This window comes from Pseudomonas sp. FG-3G (assembly GCF_901007645.1).
GTDB classification, from domain to species: Bacteria; Pseudomonadota; Gammaproteobacteria; order Pseudomonadales; family Pseudomonadaceae; genus Aquipseudomonas; species Aquipseudomonas rhizophila.
In genome coordinates, this window is sequence record NZ_CAAKGZ010000020.1 from 20,778 (window position 1) to 41,677 (window position 20,900).

Sequence of the window (20,900 nt, forward strand, 5' to 3'; positions counted from 1 at the left end):
GAATCCTTGTGTTGAAGAGTCTTTGCCATGCTGAAATTTTCTGCTCACGAGTACCCTTATCCGTCGCAACGCCAGAGCGTTTTTGCCCGCCGGGGCATGGTCGCCGCGTCCCAGCCTCTGGCTGCCCAAGCGGGCATCGAGATCATGCAAAAGGGCGGCAACGCCATTGATGCGGCCATCGCCACGGCGGCGGCGCTGACGGTGGTCGAGCCCACGGGTTGTGGCATCGGTGGCGATGCTTTTGCCTTGGTCTGGTGCAAGGGCCAGTTACATGGCCTCAACGGCAACGGCCATGCACCGGCGGCCCTGAGTATCGAGGCGGTCAAGGCGGCCGGCCATGAACGGATGCCGCTCTATGGCTGGACGCCGGTAACCGTCCCGGGTTGCCCATCGGCCTGGGCCGAGTTGTCGCAACGCTTTGGCAAGCTGCCCTTTGCCGTGTTGCTGCAGCCGGCGATCAGCCTGGCGCGGGACGGTTTTGCGCTGTCGCCGGTGGTTGCCCATCAATGGCAGATCGCTTTGAACGAATTCACGCCTCATCGTGATCAGGTCCTGGATGCCTGGTTCCAGACCTTTCTGATTGACGGTCGCGCACCACGGGCCGGGGAGATTTTCCGCAACCCGGCCCAGGCCCGTACCCTTGAAGAATTGGCTGCCACCCGCTGCGAGAGCCTGTATCGCGGCGCCTTGGCCGAACGCCTGGATGCCCACTCCCGGGCCAGCGGCGGCTACCTTCGCGCCACGGACCTGCAGGATTATCGCGCCCAATGGGTGGCACCGATCCACGTCAACTATCGAGGCGTCGATGTCTGGGAAATCCCGCCGAGCGGACAGGGGCTGGTGGCCTTGATGGCGCTGAAAATACTGGAGGGCTTCAGCTTCGATCACCGCGACAGCCAGCAGACCTGGCATCGCCAACTGGAGGCCATGAAGTTGGCCTACAGCGACGGCCTGCACTACATCACCGACCCTCTGCACATGCGTGTGGCGGTGACTGACCTGTTGAGCGAGGAGTACAGCGCCTGCCGTCGCGCCCAGATCAGCGAACAGGCCCAGGCACCCAAACCCGGCGATCCCCACGCCAGCGGCACGGTGTACCTGGCGACTGCTGACGGGGAAGGCAACATGGTCTCGTTCATCCAGAGCAACTATCACGGATTCGGCTCCGGCGTGGTGCTGCCCGACAGCGGGATTGCCTTGCAGAATCGCGGACAGGAATTCAGCCTGGATCCGAGCCACGCCAATTGCCTGGTCCCGGGCAAGAAGACTTTTCACACCATCATCCCTGGTTTCCTCACCCAGAATGGCCAGGCCCTTGGCCCTTTCGGCGTGATGGGCGGTTACATGCAGCCCCAAGGCCATGTGCAGATGGTGATGAACCTAGTGGACTTCGGCCTGAACCCGCAAGCGGCGCTGGACGCTCCGCGCTGGCAGTGGCTTGGTGAGATGAAAGTTGGCATCGAGCAGGGTGCCTCCGGCGACTTGGCCAATGCCTTGGCGCGGCGCGGTCATGAAGTGCAGATCGCCAGTGACCGGACTGATTACGGACGAGGCCAGATCATTCTCCGCGACCCGGTCAGCGGTGTCCTGTGCGGCGGCACCGAGCCCAGGGCGGATTCTCATATTGCTGTGTGGTAGGCACGATGAACCGGCCGTGCTTGCAGGGACTCCCGGGGGCGTATGGTTGAGAACCCGGGAGGACGAGCGCCGCCGCAGGCAACACTCCATGACCGATGAAACACTCATTGCGTCGTGATAGCACTCAAGTGAATAAAAACGATTGAAAAAACCCTCTGGACGCTATACACCGAAGGCTCACTGGCATATTGCCCGGCAATCAGTCATTCAATCTCGCCACTGTGGCGCAGGGAGCGCTGATGAGTTTTCGCCCATTGAGCGATCCCCCGCAGCCATCGAACCATTACGGTGTGGCAATTCACCTGCAAGAAAACCCGGATGCGGCCGGCATGGCATACGTTGGCAACGAAGACGCGATCGAACAATTGCTGGAATCAGCGCGCACCTGGACCCACACTACCCAGTGGGTGGTTTATCGCGCCGGTGAACAACTGCATCTGCTGGGGCAGGGCGACCCAGGGCAACAGTGGCCGGCCAGCGTTGCGAACGCAGAGTTCGAGACCTTCTGCCGGACCAGACGGTTGTGCCGCTGGCCGACCGGTCGGGGCGAAAGTGTGCTGGGTTGGCTACTGGCGCCAGTCACCGATACCGAGGAGCCGGCCCTCGCCGAGTTTGCCCGATGCCTGGGCATCCAGGTACAGACCAATACCCTGGCCCGGGCCCAGATTACTCAGCGTGTGCTGTATGAAATTACCTACCTGGCCAGCTCCACCCGCGACCGCTCCGTGTTCCTGGTGGGGGTTCACCGGCTGCTCGCCAGCCTGATCGATGCCGAGAACTTTTATCTCGCGCTGTATGACCCCCACAGCGGAAAAATCGACTACCCGTACTACGTCGACATCATCGACGTCGATGCCGTGGAGTCCCAACACTACGAATACCTTGACCCTTCACGTCTGTCGTTGACCGGCCAGGTGCTGACCTCGGGCCAGCCGTTGCTGATCGATGCCGCGGGCATTTGCGCCGCTCAGGCCGAGGGTCGTTTCTATTGCGTGGGTGATCGTCCCGAATTCTGGATGGGCGCTCCGCTGAAAAATGCCGCCGATGAAGTGTTTGGCATGCTTGCCATGCAGGTCTACGACGTTGCACGCACCTACAGCGCCGAAGACCGCGCGCTGTTTCTGGTGGTGGCCCGGCACGTGGCCATGGCGCTGGACCGGATTCTGCACCGTGAGGGCATGGAAGAGACGGTGATGCGTCGCACGCTGGAACTGTCGGCAGTCAATGACGCGCTGAGGCAGGAAGTGGCAGATCGAGAGCGCGCCGAACACCTGCAGAGTGCGCTATTTCAGATTGCAGAACTGTCGAGCCAGCCTGGCGACATGGCGGAGCTGTTCCAAACCTTGCATGGCATTGTCGGGGATCTGCTGTTCGCGGAGAACTTCTACATCGCGCTGTTCGACGACGCGATCGGTGAAGTGACCTTTCCGTATTATGTCGATGAGCGCAAAACCACCCTGCCTGAGGCACGCCGTGGGTGCCGGGGCCTGACCGAGTACGTTATCCGCCAGCGTCGTCCTTGCCTGATTGATCCTTTCGACGCGGATCGGTTGTCTGCACAGGGTGAACTCGAAGTGGCCTACGAGTCGGTCCGCTTCCATTCCTGGCTGGGCATTCCGTTGTTCGATGGCGATGTGGTACGGGGTGTGCTGGCGGTGCAAAGCTATACCTCCCAGGTGCGCTACACCTTGCGCGACCAGGAACTGCTGACGTTCGTGTCACGGCACATTGATACGGCATTGTCGCGCCGCACGGCCGCAGAAGCGATCCATGCCGCCAACCTCAAGCTCGAAGCCAGGGTGCAGGACCGCACCCGCGAACTGGATCACGCCAACGCCAAGCTGCAACACGAAAACGCCCATGATGCGCTGACCGGGCTGCCGAATCGCTCCTACCTGCAGCAGCGCCTCAATGTGGCCTGGGCGCGGTTCGAGAGCGAAGGCGGGCAACTGTCGGTGATGTTCATCGACCTCGACCGCTTCAAGATGGTCAACGACAGCTTCGGCCACCATTTTGGCGATTTGCTGTTGATGCAGGCCGCCCACCGCTTGCGCAGTTGCCTGCGTGACACCGACATGCTGGCCCGCCTGGGGGGCGATGAGTTTTCAGTGCTGGCGCCCGAGGCGACACTGGAGGTGGTGATCGAAATCGCCGAGCGGATTCTGTCGGTGTTCGACCTGCCGTTTTTCATCAATGGCCACGAAGTGTTTTCGTCGTGCAGTATCGGTATTGTCAGCGCCGACAGTCAGTTTCACCACGAACCCGCGGACTTGCTGCGCGATGCCGATGCGGCGATGTACCGGGTCAAGAATGCCGGGCGCGACAGTTACGCGGTGTTCAACCAGGAAGTGCGTCGTGAAGTCTCGGACCAGGTTGAGCGTGAAGGGCACCTGCGCAATGCGCTCAAGCGTACCGACGAACTGCTGCCGTATTTCCAGCCGATTGTCAGCGTCGAAAGCGGCGAGCTGGTGGCCCTTGAAGCGCTGATCCGCTGGCATCAACCGGGTGGCCGGATCATCGCGCCGGGCGAGTTTCTGCCCGATGTCGAGGGGTTGCGTCTGATCGGTCGACTGGATCTGTACATGCTCACCAGCATCGTGGCGATCCTCGCACTACCGCAACACGCCAATTGGCCACCGGTGCATGTCAATTGCTCCAGCTACAGCATGACGCGCCCGGATTTTGCCGATGATGTGCTGGCACTGTTGGCCCGTTACAACGTCGCGCCGTCGCGGATCTGCCTGGAGTTGACCGAAGGTGCGCTGGTGGCCGAGCCCGCCATTGCCCGACTGACCATGCAGCAATTGGCCGACAACGGCATGTCGGTGGTGCTCGATGATTTTGGCGCAGGATTTTCCTCCCTGAGCTATGTGCATCAATACCGTTTCAGCGGTTTGAAGATCGACAAGTCGTTCATTTTCGAACTGACCACCAGCCCCCGCAGTCGCGCGATCGTCCGGGCGATCGTGCGTATGGCCGAATCACTGGACCTTAGCGTGGTGGCCGAAGGTGTCGAAGATGAAGCAACGTTGCTCTTGCTGCGGGAGATGGGGGCAGGGCAGGCCCAAGGTTATTATTTCGCCAAGCCGATGGGGCTGGAGGCATTGCTGGCGACTTCGCTGGTTGGTGGCTAGGTGCGTGGAACGGGCGGTTATTTCTGCCTGAGGGCGGCGATGGACAGGCCTGAGACGATGAAGGTCAATCCCGCCCCGAGGTTCAGTCCGTTGGCAAGGCGAGGGCGTTGACAGATGTATTGCGACAGGCGCGTGGCGAAGACCCCCATCAACGAGAACCCCACGGCCGTCAGCAGGGCGAACCAGAACCCGTAGACCAGCATCTGTACGGTGACCGAGCCGAGCGCGGGGTTGATGAATTGAGGGATGAACGCCAGGACGAACAACCCGGGTTTGGGGTTTAGCGCCGCCGAAAGAAAGCCTGTAAGCAAAATGCTTCGCAGTGGCTGTCGTGCGGCGGGCGCGAAGGTTATCAGGCTTCTGGAGCGCAGCACCTTGATCCCGAGCCAGACCAGATAGGCCGCCCCTACCAATTTGACGACCCAGAAGGCAACCGTCGAGGTCTGGATCAACAGCGTCAGCCCCAACGAGGCGGTGGTGACGTGAAACAAAATGCCCAGCCCAGACGACAGGCCGGACACGATGGCGGCCAGGCGACCCTGGCTCAGCCCCCGTCCTATGGCCAGCAGATTGTCAGGACCGGGTGACAAGACCAGCAGCACGCAGGCTGCGGTGTAGGTGAACCAGATATCCATCGGAAACACGGTGAAGCTCCCTGTGAGGTATGAATGGGGTCAACGGATGATGCCCGCGAGGCTGTCCTGGATTGTGGCGCTGGCAGAGACAAGGCCAAGGTCTTTCATTTCTAGCAGCGGTGAACCGGTTCGGCAACTCAATAACGGGCCCCGAACTCCTCGGCAGCGGGGCTGATGGGGGGAGTAACGCTGGGATCAACGACCGTTTCATGAGGATTCGCTTCACCCACTTGAACGTCTGCTACCACGCGGCCTCTGACGTAATGCAGGGCGAACATACGCCGCTCATTCCGATTTGGAGGATAGGTTTACATGAACATTCTAATGGTCCTGACGTCCCACGATCAGTTGGGTGACACCGGCAAGAAAACGGGGTTTTGGCTGGAAGAATTCGCCGCGCCCTATTACGTGTTTGTCGACGCCAAAGTGACGGTTACGCTCGCCTCACCAAAGGGAGGGCAACCGCCGCTGGACCCCAAGAGCGACGAGGAACAGGCCCAGACGGACGCCACTCGCCGCTTCAGCGCCGATACCCGGGCCCAGGCAGCGTTGGCCGACACGGTGCCGCTGGGCGAAATTGATCCCTACGACTTCGATGCCGTGTTCTATCCCGGAGGTCATGGGCCGCTGTGGGATCTGGCCGAGGACACTGATTCCAAGACCCTCCTCGAAGCCTTTTACGCCGCGAATAAACCCATCGCGGCCGTCTGTCACGCGCCTGGGGTGCTCAAGAACGTCAACGCGCCGGATGGCCATCTAGTGGTCAAGGGCAAGAAAGTGACCGGGTTCACCAACTCTGAAGAAGAGGCCGTGGGATTGACCCAGGTGGTGCCATTTCTGGTGGAGGACATGCTCAAAGCCAGAGGTGGCGAGTATTCAAAGGCGGCAGACTGGGCGAGTTACGTGGTCGAGGATGGCCATCTGATCACCGGCCAGAACCCGGCTTCTTCCGAAGCCGCCGCCAACGCGCTGCTCAAGCGCTTGCAGCAAGAGCAGAAGGCTTGAGTCAGCTCAAACAAGGGCCGGATCGCAACCGACGCGTCGGCCTTGAGGCCGTCGCGCGTTCACCTCGCAAGGGCGCATGCCGTTATGTTCGAATGCACAGTCGCGGACAATCAATGAGACTCGCGCAAGACCTCGATGAAGGCCTGCAAGCCTGATGGGATATAGCGGTGCCCCGGATAATACAGAAACAGCCCAGGAATCCTGGGGCACCAATCCGCGAGGACCTCGACCAGACGGGCGTCTGCCAAAGGTTGCGATACCGTCTGCTCTGGCACGTAAGCGATGCCGAGCCCGGATATGGCTGCATCGACCATGATTTCGGCATTATCGAGGGTTAGCTGTCCTTTGGGCTCGATGACCAAGGATTGTCCGTTCCTGGAGAATTCCCATCTATAAGGTTTACCACTGGGCATCCGGATGCAGATGCATTGATGTCCTGGCAGATCATCCGGCGTAAGGGGGACAGGATGAGTCTTCAGGTATTGGGGGGACGCCACGGTAATAAATCGCGTATCCGTTCCTATCGGCACGGCGATCATGTCTTGGGGGATCGCTTCACCTAAACGGATACCGGCGTCGAAGCCCTCGGCTACGATATCGATCAGACGGCCCTCGGTCACGAGGTCAACCGACATCTGGGGGAAGCGTTCCAGGAATATCGGAAGGGCAGCTTTCATCAAAACGCGCGCGGCCTGTTCGCTGGCATTGATCCGTAAAGTGCCGCTGGGAAGATCCCGGTATTCATTGACTTCCTCAATCGCCAGCTCGAATTCGCGCAACACAGGCGCCAGTCGTCTTAGCAGACGCTCTCCCGCTGCCGTCGGTGAAACGCTGCGCGTGGTGCGGTGCAGCAAACGCACCCCAAGACCGGCCTCCAGCGTTTTCATCATATGACTCAGGGTAGAGGCTGACAGGCCCAACTCATCGGCCGCTTTACGAAAGCTGCGATGAGCAACGATGCGGGTCAGCGCGCGTAAATCGGCAAGCGAAAGGGGCAATTGATTCATGGCTATATTTCATTAGCTCATCCGAATTCTGCCCCATAGTAGCAGCAGTCCGGCTGACGTAGTTTGGTCTCACATCGATGGCAACTCACCCTTCATTCGGAGATCAAGCACATGAGCAAAACTTGGTTAGTGACTGGAAGTTCGTCCGGCATTGGTCTGGCGGTGGTCGAACAATTGCTGGAACGGGGGGACCGTGTGGCGGCTACTTTGCGTAAGCCTCAGGCCTTGAGTCACTTGAAGACACGCTACGGCGAGCAACTGTGGACAGCGTTGCTCGATGTAAACGACGCATTGGCCATCCGCGCTGTGGTTCATCAGGCGTTCACCGAGCTAGGACGTATTGATGTTGTGGTGAGCAGTGCGGGCTACGCGTTGTTTGGTGCGGCGGAGGAAGCCAGCGATGAACAGATCGACCAGCAGTTGCAAACGAATCTGCTCGGTTCTATTCAACTCATCCGTGCCTGCCTACCGTTTCTGCGCAAACAGGGGGGCGGTCGAATTCTTCAAGTGTCCTCGGAGGGCGGGCAGCTCGCTTACCCGAACTTCAGCCTTTACCACGCAAGCAAATGGGCCATTGAGGGATTCGTTGAGTCGGTCGCTCTGGAGGTTGCGCCTTTTGGGATCGAGTTCACCCTGGTAGAGCCGGGCCCGACACGAACTAATTTCGGCGCCGCGCTGGTTCGTCCGCCCGCGATGGCTGAGTACGAGCAAACGCCTGCCGGTGAAGTGCGTAAAGCAATCGCCGAGGGTACTTTCCCGCTTACCGGAGACCCGCAGAAAATGGCCAGGATCATGCTCGAGATTGTCGACGTCGATCCCGCACCCAGGCGTCTACTGCTAGGCAGCGGGGCTTACGAGCGTGTTCGCAATGCCCTGGTCCAACGGCTGGCTGAGCTGGAGCAATATCAAGCGCTTGCAATGAGCACGGAGGTTGACTGAGATCGGCCCGTTTCTCATCCAGTCCTGATCATGGACCCCGAAAAATCAGTGTTCCCATTGTTCAAGCAATATCGAGACAAATTTTTCCGCGGCCGGGGAGAGTGATGCGCCCCTTCGATAGACCAGGCCCAGCGATCGGTTTACCACCGGATCAATCAACGGCACGCTGACCAATGTCGGGTGATCCTCGGCTGGCATTGCGAGGCTGGGCATGGCCGACACCCCGAGGCCGGCCTCGACCAACCCCAACGATGTAGACAAGTGCTGCACTTCGTAGAACCACTGCGGACGCCAGCTCAAACCCGATAAAGCATGGTCAAGCAGCATTCGGTTGCCGCTGAGACGACCGACACCGATCAGTCGGTAATCGCTGAGCTCAGACCAGCTTACCGAGCTGCGTCTGGCCAGTTCATGGTCGCGTCGACAAGCTAAAACGAAAGGTTCGTTGACCAATGGCACGAACTCGATATCCGGGTGCTGGCCACTCATCATATTGATACCGAAATCGGCTTCGCCACGCAGTACCGCCTCGAGCCCTTCGTTTGCGCTGAGGTCGAGCAGGCGGATGCGGATTTTGGGGTAGCGCTCGTTATAGAGGCGGATCACCGAAGGCAGGAAATAGAAGGCCGCGGTGGGGATGCAGGCCAAGGTCACCCGACCGATCTGGCGCTCCGCCAGTTCGCGAATATTGAGAATCGAGTCGTCGAAATCATCCAGCAAGCGCCGCGCCTTGGGCAGGAAATCGCGCCCGACGCTCGTCAGGCTGACCTTGCGGGTGGTGCGATCCAGCAAGGCGGTCCCCAGGCCTTCCTCGAGTTTTTTCATGCGCCGGCTCAGGGCCGGTTGAGAGAGATGCAACGCATCGGCGGCTTCATGAAAACTGCCTAGTTCAGCGATTTTCACGAAAGATCGTATGTCCTGAAGCTCGTATTCCATGTTCTTTCTCACCGGGCAAGAGCGATGCGCTGGGAAATCATCGTAAATTAATTCATTCGTGAAACGCAATAATTGCTCTGATCTTTGCATTGGAAACACTTTTAGAACCCTGCCACTCTTGTGTCCAGAACATCAATTATCCAGATTGATCAACAAGAGTTAGTGTTCATGCAGCGAATTCCTTGTGTGCTGATGCGCGGTGGTACTTCCAAAGGGCCCGTATTTCTTGCCTGGGACCTGCCCAGTGCCATCGCCGAACGTGATGAGCTGCTGCTCAACCTGATGGGGTCCGGCCATGAGCTGGAAATCGACGGCATCGGTGGCGGCAGCCCGCAAACCAGCAAAGTGGCAATCGTCAGCCCATCGTTGCACCCGGACGCGGATGTCGACTATCTGTTCGTCCAGGTCATGGTTTCCCAGCGCCGGGTCGATACCGCGCCCAACTGCGGCAATATGCTGTGCGCCGTCGGCCCGTTCGCCATCGAGCAGGGGCTGGTCAAGCCTTCCGGCGATCTGACCCGCGTGCGGATCCGCAACCTCAATACCGGGACCTTCGTAAATTCAGAGGTGCAAACCCCTGAGGGCAAGGTCAGCTATGAAGGGGACACCGCCATCGACGGCGTGCCTGGCACGGCGGCTCCGGTGCAACTGACCTTTCTGGATGCGGCTGGCAGCAAGACCGGCAAGCTCTTCCCGACGGGGCAATCGCTGGACCTGATCGATGGTATCCCGGTGACCTGTATCGACATGGCGATGCCGATGCTGATCGTCGAGGCCAGTCAGCTTGGCAAGCGCGGCGATGAAAGCCCCGCTGAACTGGACGCCGATAAGGCGTTCCTGCAACGCCTGGAGTCCCTGCGACTCAAAGCCGGCCTGGCCATGGGCCTGGGTGATGTCAGTGACAAGGTCATCCCCAAGCCGGTGCTGGTGTCTCCTGCCAAGTCGGGCGGGACGGTCCAGGTGCGCTATTTCATGCCGCACAACTGTCATCGCGCCTTGGCGATCACCGGCTCCATCGGTCTGGCTACCGCTTGCGTGACTGAAGGCAGCGTAGTGGCGCAGTTGCTCGGCGGCATCAGCGAGCCGCGTCTGCAGCAGGTTCGTATTGAGCACCCAAGCGGCGGTATCGATGTCGTGCTGTCCTATACCGGCGAAAAGGGTGAGACCATTCGTGCCTCGGTGGTGCGTACCGCCCGCCGGCTTTTCTCAGGTTTCGTCTACGCCACCGCTTCACACCGGCTGGCCGGATAGTCCAGGCAGTCATTGTCGTTTGCATCAGAACAATTCTAAAAATGGGTGATGCCATGAAAGTTGTTAAATCGCTCTACTTCCAGATCATCTGCGCCGTGCTGCTGGGCGTGCTGGTCGGGCACTTCTGGTCGCAACAGGCGATTGCCTTGAAGCCGCTGGGTGATGCTTTCATCAAGTTGATCAAGATGATGATCGCACCGGTGGTGTTCTGCACGATTGTCACCGGCATCGCCGGCATGAGTGACAAGCGCTCGCTGGGGCGCTTGTTGAGTAAGACCATGCTGCTGTTCCTGGCGCTGACGGTGATCAGCCTGATCATTGGCCTTGTGTCGGTCTACCTGTTCAAGCCCGGTGCAGGCATGAACATAGACCCGACCCAGTTGAGCACCCAGGGCCTGTCGCAATACACCGACTCCGCTGCGAAGCTGAGTGTGGTGGACTTCTTCATGCACATCATTCCCGACACCTTTATTGGCGCTTTCAATAAAGGCGAGGTGCTGCCGGTGCTGTTTATCGCAGTGCTCTGCGGCTTTGCCCTGTCGTCCTTGGGCGAGCGCGGCAAGCCAGTGCTGGATGTGCTGGAATCAGCTTCGCACATGGTGTTCAAGATATTTTCCTACCTGATGCGTTTTGCTCCGATCGGCGCTTTCGGAGCCTTGGCCTTCACGGTCGGGCAGTACGGCATCACGTCGCTGGGCTCGCTGGCCAAGCTGATCATGACCCTGTACGTCGCTTGCGCCTTCTTCGTCTTCGTTGTGTTGGGCAGCATTTGCCGTGCACACGGCTTCAGTTTGTGGAAGCTGTTGCGTTATCTGCGCGAGGAATTCCTGGTGATGCTGGGCACTTCTTCGACTGAACCGGTGATGCCGCGGATGTTGGAAAAGCTCCAGGCCCTGGGTTGCAAGAAGGGAGTCGTGGGGCTGGTGCTGCCAACCGGTTACTCGTTCAACCTCGATGGCACGGCGATCTACCTGTCGCTGGCGGCCATCTTCATTGCACAGGCCTGCAACATCGACCTGACGCTGACCCAGGTCATCACCATGCTGGCGATCATGTTGCTGTCTTCCAAGGGCGCCGCAGGTGTTACCGGCAGCGGCTTTGTCGCGTTGGCCTCGACCCTGACCGTCATCCACGATATTCCTCTGGCCGGTTTGGCCCTGTTGATCGGGATCGACCGGTTCATGTCCGAGGCGCGGGCGCTGACCAGCCTGGCGAGCAACGCAGTGGCGACCGTGGTGATCTCCATCTCGGAGAATGCCTGCGACCGCGATGTGCTGTTGCAGACCCTGGATGGCAAACCCTCCCCGAGGCACATCCAGGCAACGGAGCACGCCTGGGACGACACAAAGGTCGCGAATCACATCTAACCGGTCACGGCTGACCCGACATCACCGCGTTATCTTCCTGAATACCTGCGCCAGGCAATCATTCGCGTGTCGCCTGGCGAGTGGGATGGCGTGCGCCTGAATGTCGGCCAAGCTACTCATAACAACAAGAGATCTGACTTATGCTCGCTTTACTTGGCTTGGCCATGGTGGTGGTCTTCACCTTCCTGATAATGACCAAACGTTTGTCACCGATCGTCGCCCTGACGGTGGTGCCAATAGTCTTCGCGGTGATCGGCGGGTTTGGCGGTACCACCGGCAAGATGATGCTGGACGGCTTGAAGATGGTCGCGCCGTCGGCGGCGCTGCTGTTGTTCGCAATTCTGTTTTTCGGCCTGATGATCGATGCCGGTCTGTTCGACCCGCTGATCCGCAAGATCCTCAAGCGAGTTAACGGTGATCCGATGAAAATCGCCGTGGGCACGGCGCTGCTGTCGCTGTTGGTGGCGCTGGACGGTGACGGCACGACCACGTACATGATCACCTGTGCAGCGATGTTGCCGCTGTACAAGCGCATCGGCATGAACCCGATGATCCTGGCGACCATTTCCATGCTCTCGTTGAGCATCATGAGCGGCATGACGCCCTGGGGCGGCCCGGCGACCCGTGCGATCGCAGCGCTGGGCCTGGATGCCGGTGAGTATTTTGTGCCTTTGCTGCCGACCATGATCGGCGGTGCGATGTGGGTGGTGTTCACGGCGTTCCTGCTGGGGCGTGCCGAACGCAAGCGCATCGGCAACACCCATCTGCAAAGCGGTGGGGGTAATTGCTACATCAAGGCGATTATTGAAGACACGCCGCACAAGCGCCCGAAACTGGCCTACGTCAACCTGCTGCTGGTGACGGCGGTGATGGTTGCGCTGGTCATGGGCCTCATGCACTCGGCGATCCTGTTCCTGATCGGTTTTGTCCTGGCGTTGATGATCAACTATCCGCAACTGGATATTCAGAAAGAACGAATTCTCGCTCATTCGGGCAACGCCATGACCGTGGTTCTGCTGGTGTTTGCCGCGGGTATCTTTGCCGGGATCTTCTCTGGGACGAAAATGGTCGATGCGCTGGCGCAAACCCTGGTCGACTGGATCCCGCCATCCTGGGGCCATTTGTTCCCGCTGGTGGTTGCCATTACCAGCATGCCGCTGACCTTCGTACTGTCCAACGATGCCTACTACTTCGGTGTCGTGCCGATCCTGGCCAACGCCGCAGCGGCCTATGGCATTGATCCGGTCGAGATTGCACGGGCCTCCATTCTCGGCCAGCCGGTGCACCTGATGAGTCCGTTGGTGGCCTCGACCCTGCTGCTGGTCGGCATGGTCGACCGTGACCTGGGCGACTTCCAGAAAGCCACCGTCAAATGGGCGGTGCTCACTTCCCTGGTGGTAACTGCGTTGGCCTTGCTGACTGGGGCAATCAGCCTGTTCTCCTGATCCTCCAAACCTCTTTGACATCTGACGCCCCATGCCAGTGGGGCGGACGGTCAGCTGCATTCCAAATAACAACAATGAGTAGTTTGATATGACCTCTGTTTATAACCGTGGAGCTTTATTGACTCTCCTGGCTTTGTTGCCGCTGGCCAATGCCAATGCGCAAGGCTTTATCGACGACAGCAAACTCAAGCTGCAATTGCGCAATGTTTACATCAATGAAAATTTCCGCGATGAACATGGCATGAGTGCGCGAGCGGCAACGACCGCCAAGAGCGAGCGCACCGAATGGGGCCAAGGCTTTTTGCTTGATTATCAGTCGGGATTCACGACTGGCAGCCTCGGCCTGGGTATTGATGCGTTGGGCCTGCTGGGGATCAAGCTCGACTCGGGCCGCGGTCGTAGCGGCACCGGCCTGCTGCCTGTGCATGATGACGGCCGTGCCGCCGATGAATTTGCGAGCTTCGGGATGACTGCCAAGGCTCGATTTGCCAAGACCACCGTCAAATACGGTACGTTGCTTCCTAAAACGCCGGTGCTCATTTACAACGATTCCCGACTGTTGCCTCAGACCTACCAGGGCGGCCAGTTCACTAGCGCCGACATTGACAACCTTAGCCTGACGGGCGGCTATCTTGATCGTTTCAAGTTGCGAGATTCGAGCGACAGTATGCCCATCGTGCCGGACGGCTATCGTGGCGATAAATCAGGAGATTTCAGTTACGTCGGTGCCGATTACAAGTTGGGCAAGACGATTCGCCTCAGCTACTTTCATGGCGAACTGGAGAACTTCTATCGGCAGAACTTTGCGGGTGTCCAACATGATCTGCCGCTCGGCCCAGGCGTGCTGACCAGTGATCTGCGCTACTTCCGCAGCGTTGATAGCGGTTCTGCCTATGGCGGTAAAATCGACAACCATATGCTCAGCGGCCAGCTGACTTACGCTGTCGCAGGCCATACCGTAGGCGGCGGCTATCAAACACTGAAGGGCGACGCCGGGCTGCCCTACATCAGTGGCGCGTCCGTTTATTCTTTCAGCAACGCCGGCATAGGCAAGTTCGTAGAGGAAGACGAGAAGACATGGATGCTCAACTACGGCTACAACTTCGCCGCCCTGGGCGTCCCCGGCCTGACGTTCTCCACGCGTTACCTTAGCGGCGACGATGGAGAGTCCAACACCACCATCAAAGAGTGGGAGCGCGATGCTGAACTGGCTTATGTGGTGCAGCAAGGCTCCTTCAAAGGGTTGGGCGTGAAGCTGCGCAATTACGTCTACCGCTCTGAATTCTCGAGGGGACGGGACAGTAACCGGATCTACCTTACCTACGATATCGCCCTTTGGTGATCGTTCGTCGCCCGCCTGATGGCGGAGGGGTGGGCGGTCATCGTCGATTTTCCAGGGCCGGGCAGGGTGGCCCAGCAAGGGCCACCAAGCCTGCAACGGTCTACTCCTGAACGCTCACCGCGTGTTGCTGTAGCCAGAAAAATGGCAAACAGCAGTACGAGGTTGATCCAGATCAAACGGCATTCGTTGATCGGCGCCATTCTTTTGATAAGCATGGGGCAGAGATACGGTCATGACAAACAACAGACCCATCAGCGGGGCGCAGGTGGTTCAGGACCGGAGCAAATCCGCATTGCCCGGGTTTTTGCATCTTCGGGGCACACGCTCGAGAAAACGTCAGGCAGCCATTTTGCTGTCGATTCTGGCGGTGCTGACCTCGGGATATTTCACGGTGTCGTATTTCGCCACCCATGCGATGCAGGATCTGGCAGACACCTGTACCGAGCGTTATGAGCTTGAGCTGGAGAATGCCGATATAGGCCCGCTGCCAGAGGCGCTGCCGCGTTCCTTGTGTGAATGTCTGGCAAGTTCGCTTCTCGACAAAAACGGAATCATGCGTCTGGCATTGGTCGACAGGGGCCTGCTTGAACCGCTGGCCCTTGAACCTGTGACGCAGAAGGACGCTTCGGCCTGCATTGATGCCCTGTGGGTGCCGAATGTCGAACTGGCCACGGGCTTGCCCCATGAATGAAGTTCAACAGGACTAAAAAGCCGCTCTATGCGGCACCTGTCCACCCAAGCAGGAATGCGCAGGGACGCCATTTTTATCATCGGATGCCGAGGTGTGAAATGACTCATCCATTGCGTTTACTGTTTCTTGCCCCCCCTCAGGCAGCTCACTCTCCCGGATTGGAGTATGCCGGCGATCTGGCACGCGCCCTGGGCGTGCCACTGCACGTGGCGATGTTCACTGAGCCCCACGGTGTAGAGCCGCCCGGCCATGCAGTCACCGAGAGGCCCGACATCGTGCGCGATAACTTAATGTCGTCGCGTCGCAAATGGCTGGAAAGTGAAAGTGCGCACCTGCAGGAAAAAGGCGTGGATGTCCATCCAGAGCTGGTATGCGCCAGTTCCTCGGCAGTCGAATGCGTTGCCTATGCGCAGCGTGTTGAAGCGGACTTGATCATCAAGGACATCCAGGAACGCCCAGGCCTGGCGCAGCGCGGTTTGTCAGCACTGGACTGGGAACTCTTGAGCGTCAGCCCGATTGCCGTGCTTTATGTGGTGCCGGGCCCGATTCAGACACCCAGCAAGTTTCTGGTAGCGGTTGACATGGAGTCACAGGCGAAAGGAAACCGCGACAATCATTCGCTCATCGAGGCGGCCAGGCACCTGGCAAACGCCTGCGGTGCCTCATTGCACGTGATCAGCGTTTACGACTGTGCCGCTGCCAGCCACGGTGACCTGTCCCTCTATGAGGCCCAGGTACAGGCGTTCGATGCCTTGGCCAGCCAGCATGGTATTGCCAGCCAGCATCGGCACTTCATTCCCGGCGCTCCGGCGAATGCAATTCATGCTTATCTGCAGCGCAGTGCTTACAACCTGTTGGTCATCGGTGCGGCCGATCATCATATGCAGGCCTCTGATATCGGCTTGACCGCTGAAGGGATACTCGAAGACCCCATGTGCAGCGTCCTGATGATCAAGTTGCCAGCCGACGCAGCGCCGCAGCAGGCCAAACGATACGGTTAGACCGCTGCCTCTATGCCGCTGTGGCCTGCCGGCGGCGTGAAGAACGGCAGCCTTGCTCCGGTTGATATTTATCAACGTCAGGCATCTTCCGACGGCGCAGTCTGAAATGACGCTGGTGCCCGATCCGGCGCAGATGTCACGGCTGAATGTGTAGCTGGCAGTGGCAGAGGTTGAGTTTCACCTGTCTGGAGGCAGATCATGGGCCGGTATCAACAGCTGTTACTCATCACCCACCTGGCCCTGCGCCATTCTCCGGTGATCGACCATGCCGCAGCGCTTGCCAAGGCCAGCGCTGCACGCTTGCATATAGCGGCGTTGATTCCTGCCTTGAACCTGTTGTCGCTGCTTGAAGAGGGTGACCGTGAAAAGACACGCGAGCGTTACCTGCAGGACCACCGCGACTGGTTGGGGGAACAGGCGAAAAAGCTACATGCCAGAGGGGTCGATGTGACCACCGAGCTGGCGTGGGCTGATGACATGGAAAAGGACATCCTGGACCACTTCAGCGAATTGCAGCCTGACCTGTTGATCAAGGAAATCCAACATGAGTCGGTGCTCAAGCGTGCTTTTTTCACCCCGTTGGACTGGCACCTGCTGCGTTACTCACCGGTACCGGTGTATCTGGTGGGCGGGGTTCGACCTGCCTTGCCGTGCAAGGTCGTGGCGGCGGTAGAGGCGTCGCTGGCCGAGCCTGGACAAAATGAACTCAATGATCGCGTTATTCGCCAGGCCTGCAGTCTCGCCGAACAGTGTGATGCTGAACTGCACTTGCTGTATGCCTACGACATATCCCAAGACTACCAGGCGTCAGACACAGGCTTAACGCTGTCGGAGCTGACCCGATGGCAGCGCAAAGCGTTGGAACAATCGTTTCTGAAACTGGCCAGTCGATACAACGTTCCGCCTGGCCGCAGGCATTTCGTTCTGGGACACCCGGTTGCGGCGCTGAGTGAGTTTGCCAACACACATCACATGGACGTCATCGTGATGGGCAGAGTCCAGGATCCAGGCGGAGAGAAACTGCTTGGCAGCACCACCGAGCATATCTTGTATCAGGTGCCTTGCAGTGTTTTGGCGGTCTAGCGCAACTGCATCGGGCTCACCCCGAGCCGTTGCTTGAACGTGGTTGCCATGTGCGCCTGGGAATTGAACCCGCAGGCGAGGGCGATTTCCGACAGCCTGGCGGTGGAATCACGCATCAGTGCCCGGGCCTTGGCCAGACGCCGGTCGATCAGGTAGCTGTGCGGGCTTTTGCCCGTGGCGAGCTTGAAGGCCCGCATGAAATATCCTTCGGACAACCCCAGCAGACCTGCCATCGCCGACACGCCCAGCGACCCTTCTAGATTTGCCTCGATAAACTCATCAAGCAGGCGCATGCGCCGGGGAGTGATAGCGCCTTGGTCCAGTGTCGATAACGCGCTATCACCGGTTGCCCGTTGCGCCAGCGCCAATGCCCAGGTTTCCCAGTCGTCTTCCACGCAGGCACGTAACAGCGCGCCGCGCATTCGCAGCGCGAGGTCAATGGCCTGTTGATCGATGTGATTGTTGAATGGGCGATCCCCGCTCAGGGGGATGCCGTCGGTCCGCGTTACGCGCAGGTATTCACCGCCCATGAGCGACTCGGAGAACACGTCGCAGCCGGCGGGAACGAATGCCATGCCGTTGGGCATGGCCTCGAAAGGATGCACCCGGTCGCTGCCCAAGGCGTGCAGGCCGCGCTGGCTGTCGAAGGCAAACCCGATGGAGGCCTGGGCCGCCACATAGCGGGTCGAGTAAGCGGCGCTGGGCAACAATTCGATCGCCCAGGACCCGGTCTCGACACGGCGGACCGGTTCAGACAAGGGCGATGGCTGTAGGCGGTTTTGATGGTTCATGAGCGCCATAGTAGTGAAGAAGCGGCGCAAAAGTCAGGTCGGTTTTTTGAAAGCCGACCCACGGCGGCGATGCCTAGACTGGCTAACCACTCAGGGAGATAACTTCATGCACCGGCTGACTCGTGACGATATTGAACAGGCTGCTCGCCATGTGTACCAGGTGATGCCCGCCACCGCCCAGTATGCCTGGCCCTTGCTGGCTCAGCGGCTGGACTGCACGGTGTGGGTCAAGCACGAGAACCACACCCCCACCGGCGCTTTCAAGATACGCGGCGGCATCACCTTCATGCATTGGCTCAAACGTGAACATCCCGGTGCGAAGGGCATCGTCACCGCCACCCGCGGCAATCATGGCCAGAGCCTGGCGCTGGCGGCGAGCGCGCTGGGTTTGAAGGCGTTGATTGTCGTGCCGCAGGGCAACTCGGTGGAAAAGAACAATGCCATGCGCGGCTTTGGCGGCGAAGTCATTGAGTGTGGGCGGGATTTTGATGAGGCCCGTGAAGAGGCCGCCCGTTTGGCGCAAGCGCATGACCTGTTCCTGGTGCCACCGTTTCACACAGAACTGGTCAAAGGCGTGGCCACTTACGCCCTGGAACTGTTCACTGCCGCGCCGCATCTCGATACCGTCTACGTGCCGATTGGCTGCGGATCGGGCATTTGTGGCGTGATCGCCGCCCGCGACGCACTGGGCCTGAAGACCCAGGTGGTGGGCGTGGTGTCCCGTGAAGCCGCGGCGGCAAAGTTATCTTTTGAGGCGGGCGAAATACAGGAAACCGCTTCGGCAAATACCTTCGCCGATGGCCTGGCCGTGCGCAAACCGATCCCCGCAGCTTTTGCCCTCTACGCAGCCGGGGCCGCACGGATCGTAGCGGTCAGCGAACAGGAAATTGCCGAGGCCATGCGCGTCTATTACACCGACACCCATAACCTCGCCGAAGGAGCCGGGGCCGCCGCCTTGGCGGCGCTTATTCAGGAACGTGAAGCTCGGGCGGGGGAGACAGTGGGGGTGATTCTGTCGGGTGGCAATGTCGATCGATCGGTGTATGCGGGCGTAATCGGTTAGTGACCGTCAGCCACCTTGCGCTCGATCTCCGCGATTTTTCGACTGAGCTCCTCTGCTTCCTGCTCCTTGGTTTGAGTTGAGGGGGGCGTAGCGCTGTCCTGAAGATTCTTATCGACCGGTTTGCCAGACGTATCGGTCGGCGGGGTACTCGAGGTTGCTTCTGATTCGATGCCGTTATCGCTGTTCATAATCGCGTTACCTCTGTTGATCTACACATTAGAGGCAGGGGTATGGAATGAGTTCGAGATTATTGCAGACGATAAAGTCAGGAATTGACGCCTTTCAAACAGCTTCACCTTGAGCCCCCACAACAGCACCTGTTTACCTACGCCGCTCGGATGGCCTCAGGCCTTGACCTTACTCATCGACACGTTCAACGAAGTCGAGCGGGCAATGACGCTGATGATCGTCAAGGCTGCAATCACCAAACCGGGCGAGGTGGCCAGCAGGACACCGGTGGTGCCGGCTCCGGCCGCCAGAATCTGCCCGGCCGCCAAAGGCCCGGCCACCGAGCCCAAACGACCGATCGCTACCGCTGCGCCGACGCCGGTGGCGCGCACTGAAGTTGGGTAGGAAGGCGGGGCCAAGGCGTAAAGCACCAGTTGCGCAGCCATCACAAACAACCCCGCGGCAAAACCGGCGATGGCCATGGGGATGATGCCCACGGACAGGCCAACCCCGCCCAGCGCTGCCAGCAAGCCGGTGTACACAAACAGCACCACCTTGATGCCGTTGCAGCGATCCAGCAACACTCCGCCGAGCAGGGAGCCGAGGGCGCCGCCGATATTGAAGAGCATCTGTACCAGGCCTGCCTGGGGTTTGCTGAAACCTTGTTCCAGCAGTAACGAGGGCAGCCAGTTGAGCAACATGTACATCACGGTCAGGGTGAAGAAGTAGCTCAACCATAACGCCAGGGTAACGCTGGCGCGGCCTTCGCCGAACAAGGCCTGGCCGGTTGAAGTGCGCGTCGGGTTGACGCTGTTTTGTTGTTGGCGAAAGGCGTTGGATTCAGGCAGCAGCACCATCATCAGTGGCACCACCAGCAATGGGGCAAGGCCGCCGATGATGAAGGTCGTCTGCCAATGTTCGGGAAACAGCATGGCGACCACCGCCGCCAGTGCCCCACCCAATGGCACGCCGGCATACATGATGCTGATGGCCGTACCGCGACGTTGCTCTCCCACGGCTTCGGCACACAGGGCGATCAGGTTGGGCAGGGCGGCGCCCAGGCCCAGGCCAGTCATGAAACGCACCAGCAGCAGGCCGGAGAAAGAGCTGACGTAGGCGGTGCTGAGCGAGAACACGCCAAACAGCAGCACCGCTGCGATGAGGATTTTCTTGCGACCGATGCGATCGGCAATCCAGCCACCGAAGAAGGCGCCCGGCAGCAAACCGATGATGCCGGCACTGAACACCCAACCCATCATTTTCGGGTCCAGGGCAAAGGTCTGACGCAACCCTGCGGCGGCAGTGCCGGCCGCTTGCAGGTCAAAGCCTTCAATCAGAGCGACGATAAAACACAGGGCAATAGTCAGCGTCGTGCGACGTGATGGAGTGTCCATGGCAAACCTC

The 20,900-nt window shown here is 59.5% G+C and carries 18 protein-coding genes; 12 read left to right on the forward strand and 6 right to left on the reverse strand.

The window, feature by feature from the left end; genetic code table 11:
- Positions 1-27 precede the first annotated feature (27 nt).
- Positions 28-1,638 carry a gamma-glutamyltransferase family protein gene (locus PSEUDOMOFG3G_RS09865; RefSeq protein ID WP_139049816.1) on the forward strand — a complete coding sequence of 537 codons (1,611 nt, stop codon included), beginning with the start codon at positions 28-30 and terminating at the stop codon, positions 1,636-1,638.
- A 239-nt stretch (positions 1,639-1,877) separates the two neighbouring features.
- Positions 1,878-4,772, forward strand: a complete 2,895-nt coding sequence (locus PSEUDOMOFG3G_RS09870; RefSeq protein ID WP_139049817.1) for an EAL domain-containing protein — start codon at positions 1,878-1,880, stop codon at positions 4,770-4,772.
- 17 nt (positions 4,773-4,789) lie between these two features.
- Here the strand turns inward: PSEUDOMOFG3G_RS09870 and PSEUDOMOFG3G_RS09875 are convergent, their stop codons facing one another.
- Entirely contained in the window at positions 4,790-5,416 is a 627-nt protein-coding gene (locus PSEUDOMOFG3G_RS09875) for a LysE family translocator (RefSeq protein WP_076384161.1), read from the reverse strand.
- A 303-nt stretch (positions 5,417-5,719) separates the two neighbouring features.
- Between PSEUDOMOFG3G_RS09875 and PSEUDOMOFG3G_RS09880 the strand changes: the two genes are divergently transcribed.
- Positions 5,720-6,412: a type 1 glutamine amidotransferase domain-containing protein gene (locus PSEUDOMOFG3G_RS09880; protein ID WP_139049818.1), complete on the forward strand. Its 693-nt coding sequence runs from the start codon at positions 5,720-5,722 to the stop codon at positions 6,410-6,412.
- A 110-nt stretch (positions 6,413-6,522) separates the two neighbouring features.
- On the opposite strand, the gene PSEUDOMOFG3G_RS09885 is transcribed toward PSEUDOMOFG3G_RS09880, so the two are convergent.
- Complete coding sequence (locus PSEUDOMOFG3G_RS09885) at positions 6,523-7,419, reverse strand: LysR family transcriptional regulator (protein ID WP_047225547.1); 897 nt, start codon at positions 7,417-7,419, stop codon at positions 6,523-6,525.
- 111 nt (positions 7,420-7,530) lie between these two features.
- On the opposite strand from PSEUDOMOFG3G_RS09885, the gene PSEUDOMOFG3G_RS09890 reads away from it, so the two are divergent.
- Positions 7,531-8,358 carry an SDR family oxidoreductase gene (locus tag PSEUDOMOFG3G_RS09890; RefSeq protein WP_076384163.1) on the forward strand — a complete coding sequence of 276 codons (828 nt, stop codon included), beginning with the start codon at positions 7,531-7,533 and terminating at the stop codon, positions 8,356-8,358.
- Positions 8,359-8,403: 45 nt separating this feature from the next.
- Here the strand turns inward: PSEUDOMOFG3G_RS09890 and PSEUDOMOFG3G_RS09895 are convergent, their stop codons facing one another.
- Positions 8,404-9,294, reverse strand: coding sequence for a LysR family transcriptional regulator (locus tag PSEUDOMOFG3G_RS09895; RefSeq protein WP_047225549.1), 891 nt, complete (start codon positions 9,292-9,294; stop codon positions 8,404-8,406).
- A 168-nt stretch (positions 9,295-9,462) separates the two neighbouring features.
- Between PSEUDOMOFG3G_RS09895 and PSEUDOMOFG3G_RS09900 the strand changes: the two genes are divergently transcribed.
- The 7 genes from PSEUDOMOFG3G_RS09900 (at position 9,463) to PSEUDOMOFG3G_RS09930 (ending at position 17,474) form a co-directional block, all read left to right on the forward strand.
- Positions 9,463-10,545, forward strand: coding sequence for a 4-oxalomesaconate tautomerase (locus PSEUDOMOFG3G_RS09900; RefSeq protein ID WP_047225550.1), 1,083 nt, complete (start codon positions 9,463-9,465; stop codon positions 10,543-10,545).
- A 41-nt stretch (positions 10,546-10,586) separates the two neighbouring features.
- Entirely contained in the window at positions 10,587-11,912 is a 1,326-nt protein-coding gene (locus tag PSEUDOMOFG3G_RS09905) for a dicarboxylate/amino acid:cation symporter (protein ID WP_139049819.1), read from the forward strand.
- A 140-nt stretch (positions 11,913-12,052) separates the two neighbouring features.
- Positions 12,053-13,357, forward strand: coding sequence for a CitMHS family transporter (locus PSEUDOMOFG3G_RS09910; RefSeq protein WP_047225552.1), 1,305 nt, complete (start codon positions 12,053-12,055; stop codon positions 13,355-13,357).
- A gap of 88 nt (positions 13,358-13,445) precedes the next feature.
- On the forward strand, positions 13,446-14,699 hold the full coding sequence (locus PSEUDOMOFG3G_RS09915) for an OprD family porin (protein WP_139049820.1): 1,254 nt from the start codon (positions 13,446-13,448) through the stop codon (positions 14,697-14,699).
- Positions 14,700-14,931: 232 nt separating this feature from the next.
- Positions 14,932-15,390 carry a hypothetical protein gene (locus tag PSEUDOMOFG3G_RS09920; RefSeq protein ID WP_047225554.1) on the forward strand — a complete coding sequence of 153 codons (459 nt, stop codon included), beginning with the start codon at positions 14,932-14,934 and terminating at the stop codon, positions 15,388-15,390.
- A 98-nt stretch (positions 15,391-15,488) separates the two neighbouring features.
- A complete protein-coding gene (locus PSEUDOMOFG3G_RS09925; RefSeq protein ID WP_171061354.1) occupies positions 15,489-16,391 on the forward strand; it encodes a universal stress protein in 903 nt (300 codons plus the stop codon).
- Between the two features lie 198 nt (positions 16,392-16,589).
- Complete coding sequence (locus PSEUDOMOFG3G_RS09930) at positions 16,590-17,474, forward strand: universal stress protein (protein ID WP_047225556.1); 885 nt, start codon at positions 16,590-16,592, stop codon at positions 17,472-17,474.
- On the opposite strand, the gene PSEUDOMOFG3G_RS09935 is transcribed toward PSEUDOMOFG3G_RS09930, so the two are convergent.
- On the reverse strand, positions 17,471-18,274 hold the full coding sequence (locus tag PSEUDOMOFG3G_RS09935; RefSeq protein ID WP_139050061.1) for a helix-turn-helix transcriptional regulator: 804 nt from the start codon (positions 18,272-18,274) through the stop codon (positions 17,471-17,473). The two genes, PSEUDOMOFG3G_RS09930 and PSEUDOMOFG3G_RS09935, sit on opposite strands and share 4 nt — an antisense overlap.
- A 97-nt stretch (positions 18,275-18,371) precedes the next feature.
- Here PSEUDOMOFG3G_RS09935 and PSEUDOMOFG3G_RS09940 point away from each other — a divergent pair, with 97 nt between their 5' ends.
- On the forward strand, positions 18,372-19,328 hold the full coding sequence (locus PSEUDOMOFG3G_RS09940; protein ID WP_139049822.1) for a threonine dehydratase: 957 nt from the start codon (positions 18,372-18,374) through the stop codon (positions 19,326-19,328).
- On the opposite strand, the gene PSEUDOMOFG3G_RS09945 is transcribed toward PSEUDOMOFG3G_RS09940, so the two are convergent.
- Positions 19,325-19,516 carry a hypothetical protein gene (locus tag PSEUDOMOFG3G_RS09945; protein ID WP_139049823.1) on the reverse strand — a complete coding sequence of 64 codons (192 nt, stop codon included), beginning with the start codon at positions 19,514-19,516 and terminating at the stop codon, positions 19,325-19,327. The two genes, PSEUDOMOFG3G_RS09940 and PSEUDOMOFG3G_RS09945, sit on opposite strands and share 4 nt — an antisense overlap.
- A gap of 156 nt (positions 19,517-19,672) precedes the next feature.
- Positions 19,673-20,890 carry a 3-(3-hydroxy-phenyl)propionate transporter MhpT gene (mhpT, locus tag PSEUDOMOFG3G_RS09950; protein ID WP_240539566.1) on the reverse strand — a complete coding sequence of 406 codons (1,218 nt, stop codon included), beginning with the start codon at positions 20,888-20,890 and terminating at the stop codon, positions 19,673-19,675.
- Positions 20,891-20,900: the final 10 nt, after the last annotated feature.

Bases quoted from the DNA above. Each gene is read 5' to 3' on its own strand.
- PSEUDOMOFG3G_RS09905 (WP_139049819.1), top strand. From the start codon at position 10,587: ATGGGTGATGCCATGAAAGTTGTTAAATCGCTCTACTTCCAGATCATC.
- PSEUDOMOFG3G_RS09895 (WP_047225549.1), bottom strand. From the start codon at position 9,294: ATGGAATACGAGCTTCAGGACATACGATCTTTCGTGAAAATCGCTGAA.
- mhpT (WP_240539566.1), bottom strand. From the start codon at position 20,890: ATGGACACTCCATCACGTCGCACGACGCTGACTATTGCCCTGTGTTTT.
- PSEUDOMOFG3G_RS09930 (WP_047225556.1), top strand. From the start codon at position 16,590: ATGGGCCGGTATCAACAGCTGTTACTCATCACCCACCTGGCCCTGCGC.
- PSEUDOMOFG3G_RS09925 (WP_171061354.1), top strand. From the start codon at position 15,489: ATGACTCATCCATTGCGTTTACTGTTTCTTGCCCCCCCTCAGGCAGCT.
- PSEUDOMOFG3G_RS09870 (WP_139049817.1), top strand. From the start codon at position 1,878: ATGAGTTTTCGCCCATTGAGCGATCCCCCGCAGCCATCGAACCATTAC.
- PSEUDOMOFG3G_RS09880 (WP_139049818.1), top strand. From the start codon at position 5,720: ATGAACATTCTAATGGTCCTGACGTCCCACGATCAGTTGGGTGACACC.
- PSEUDOMOFG3G_RS09915 (WP_139049820.1), top strand. From the start codon at position 13,446: ATGACCTCTGTTTATAACCGTGGAGCTTTATTGACTCTCCTGGCTTTG.
- PSEUDOMOFG3G_RS09945 (WP_139049823.1), bottom strand. From the start codon at position 19,516: ATGAACAGCGATAACGGCATCGAATCAGAAGCAACCTCGAGTACCCCG.
- PSEUDOMOFG3G_RS09885 (WP_047225547.1), bottom strand. From the start codon at position 7,419: ATGAATCAATTGCCCCTTTCGCTTGCCGATTTACGCGCGCTGACCCGC.
- PSEUDOMOFG3G_RS09900 (WP_047225550.1), top strand. From the start codon at position 9,463: ATGCAGCGAATTCCTTGTGTGCTGATGCGCGGTGGTACTTCCAAAGGG.
- PSEUDOMOFG3G_RS09940 (WP_139049822.1), top strand. From the start codon at position 18,372: ATGCACCGGCTGACTCGTGACGATATTGAACAGGCTGCTCGCCATGTG.
- PSEUDOMOFG3G_RS09890 (WP_076384163.1), top strand. From the start codon at position 7,531: ATGAGCAAAACTTGGTTAGTGACTGGAAGTTCGTCCGGCATTGGTCTG.
- PSEUDOMOFG3G_RS09910 (WP_047225552.1), top strand. From the start codon at position 12,053: ATGCTCGCTTTACTTGGCTTGGCCATGGTGGTGGTCTTCACCTTCCTG.
- PSEUDOMOFG3G_RS09920 (WP_047225554.1), top strand. From the start codon at position 14,932: ATGACAAACAACAGACCCATCAGCGGGGCGCAGGTGGTTCAGGACCGG.
- PSEUDOMOFG3G_RS09935 (WP_139050061.1), bottom strand. From the start codon at position 18,274: ATGGCGCTCATGAACCATCAAAACCGCCTACAGCCATCGCCCTTGTCT.
- PSEUDOMOFG3G_RS09865 (WP_139049816.1), top strand. From the start codon at position 28: ATGCTGAAATTTTCTGCTCACGAGTACCCTTATCCGTCGCAACGCCAG.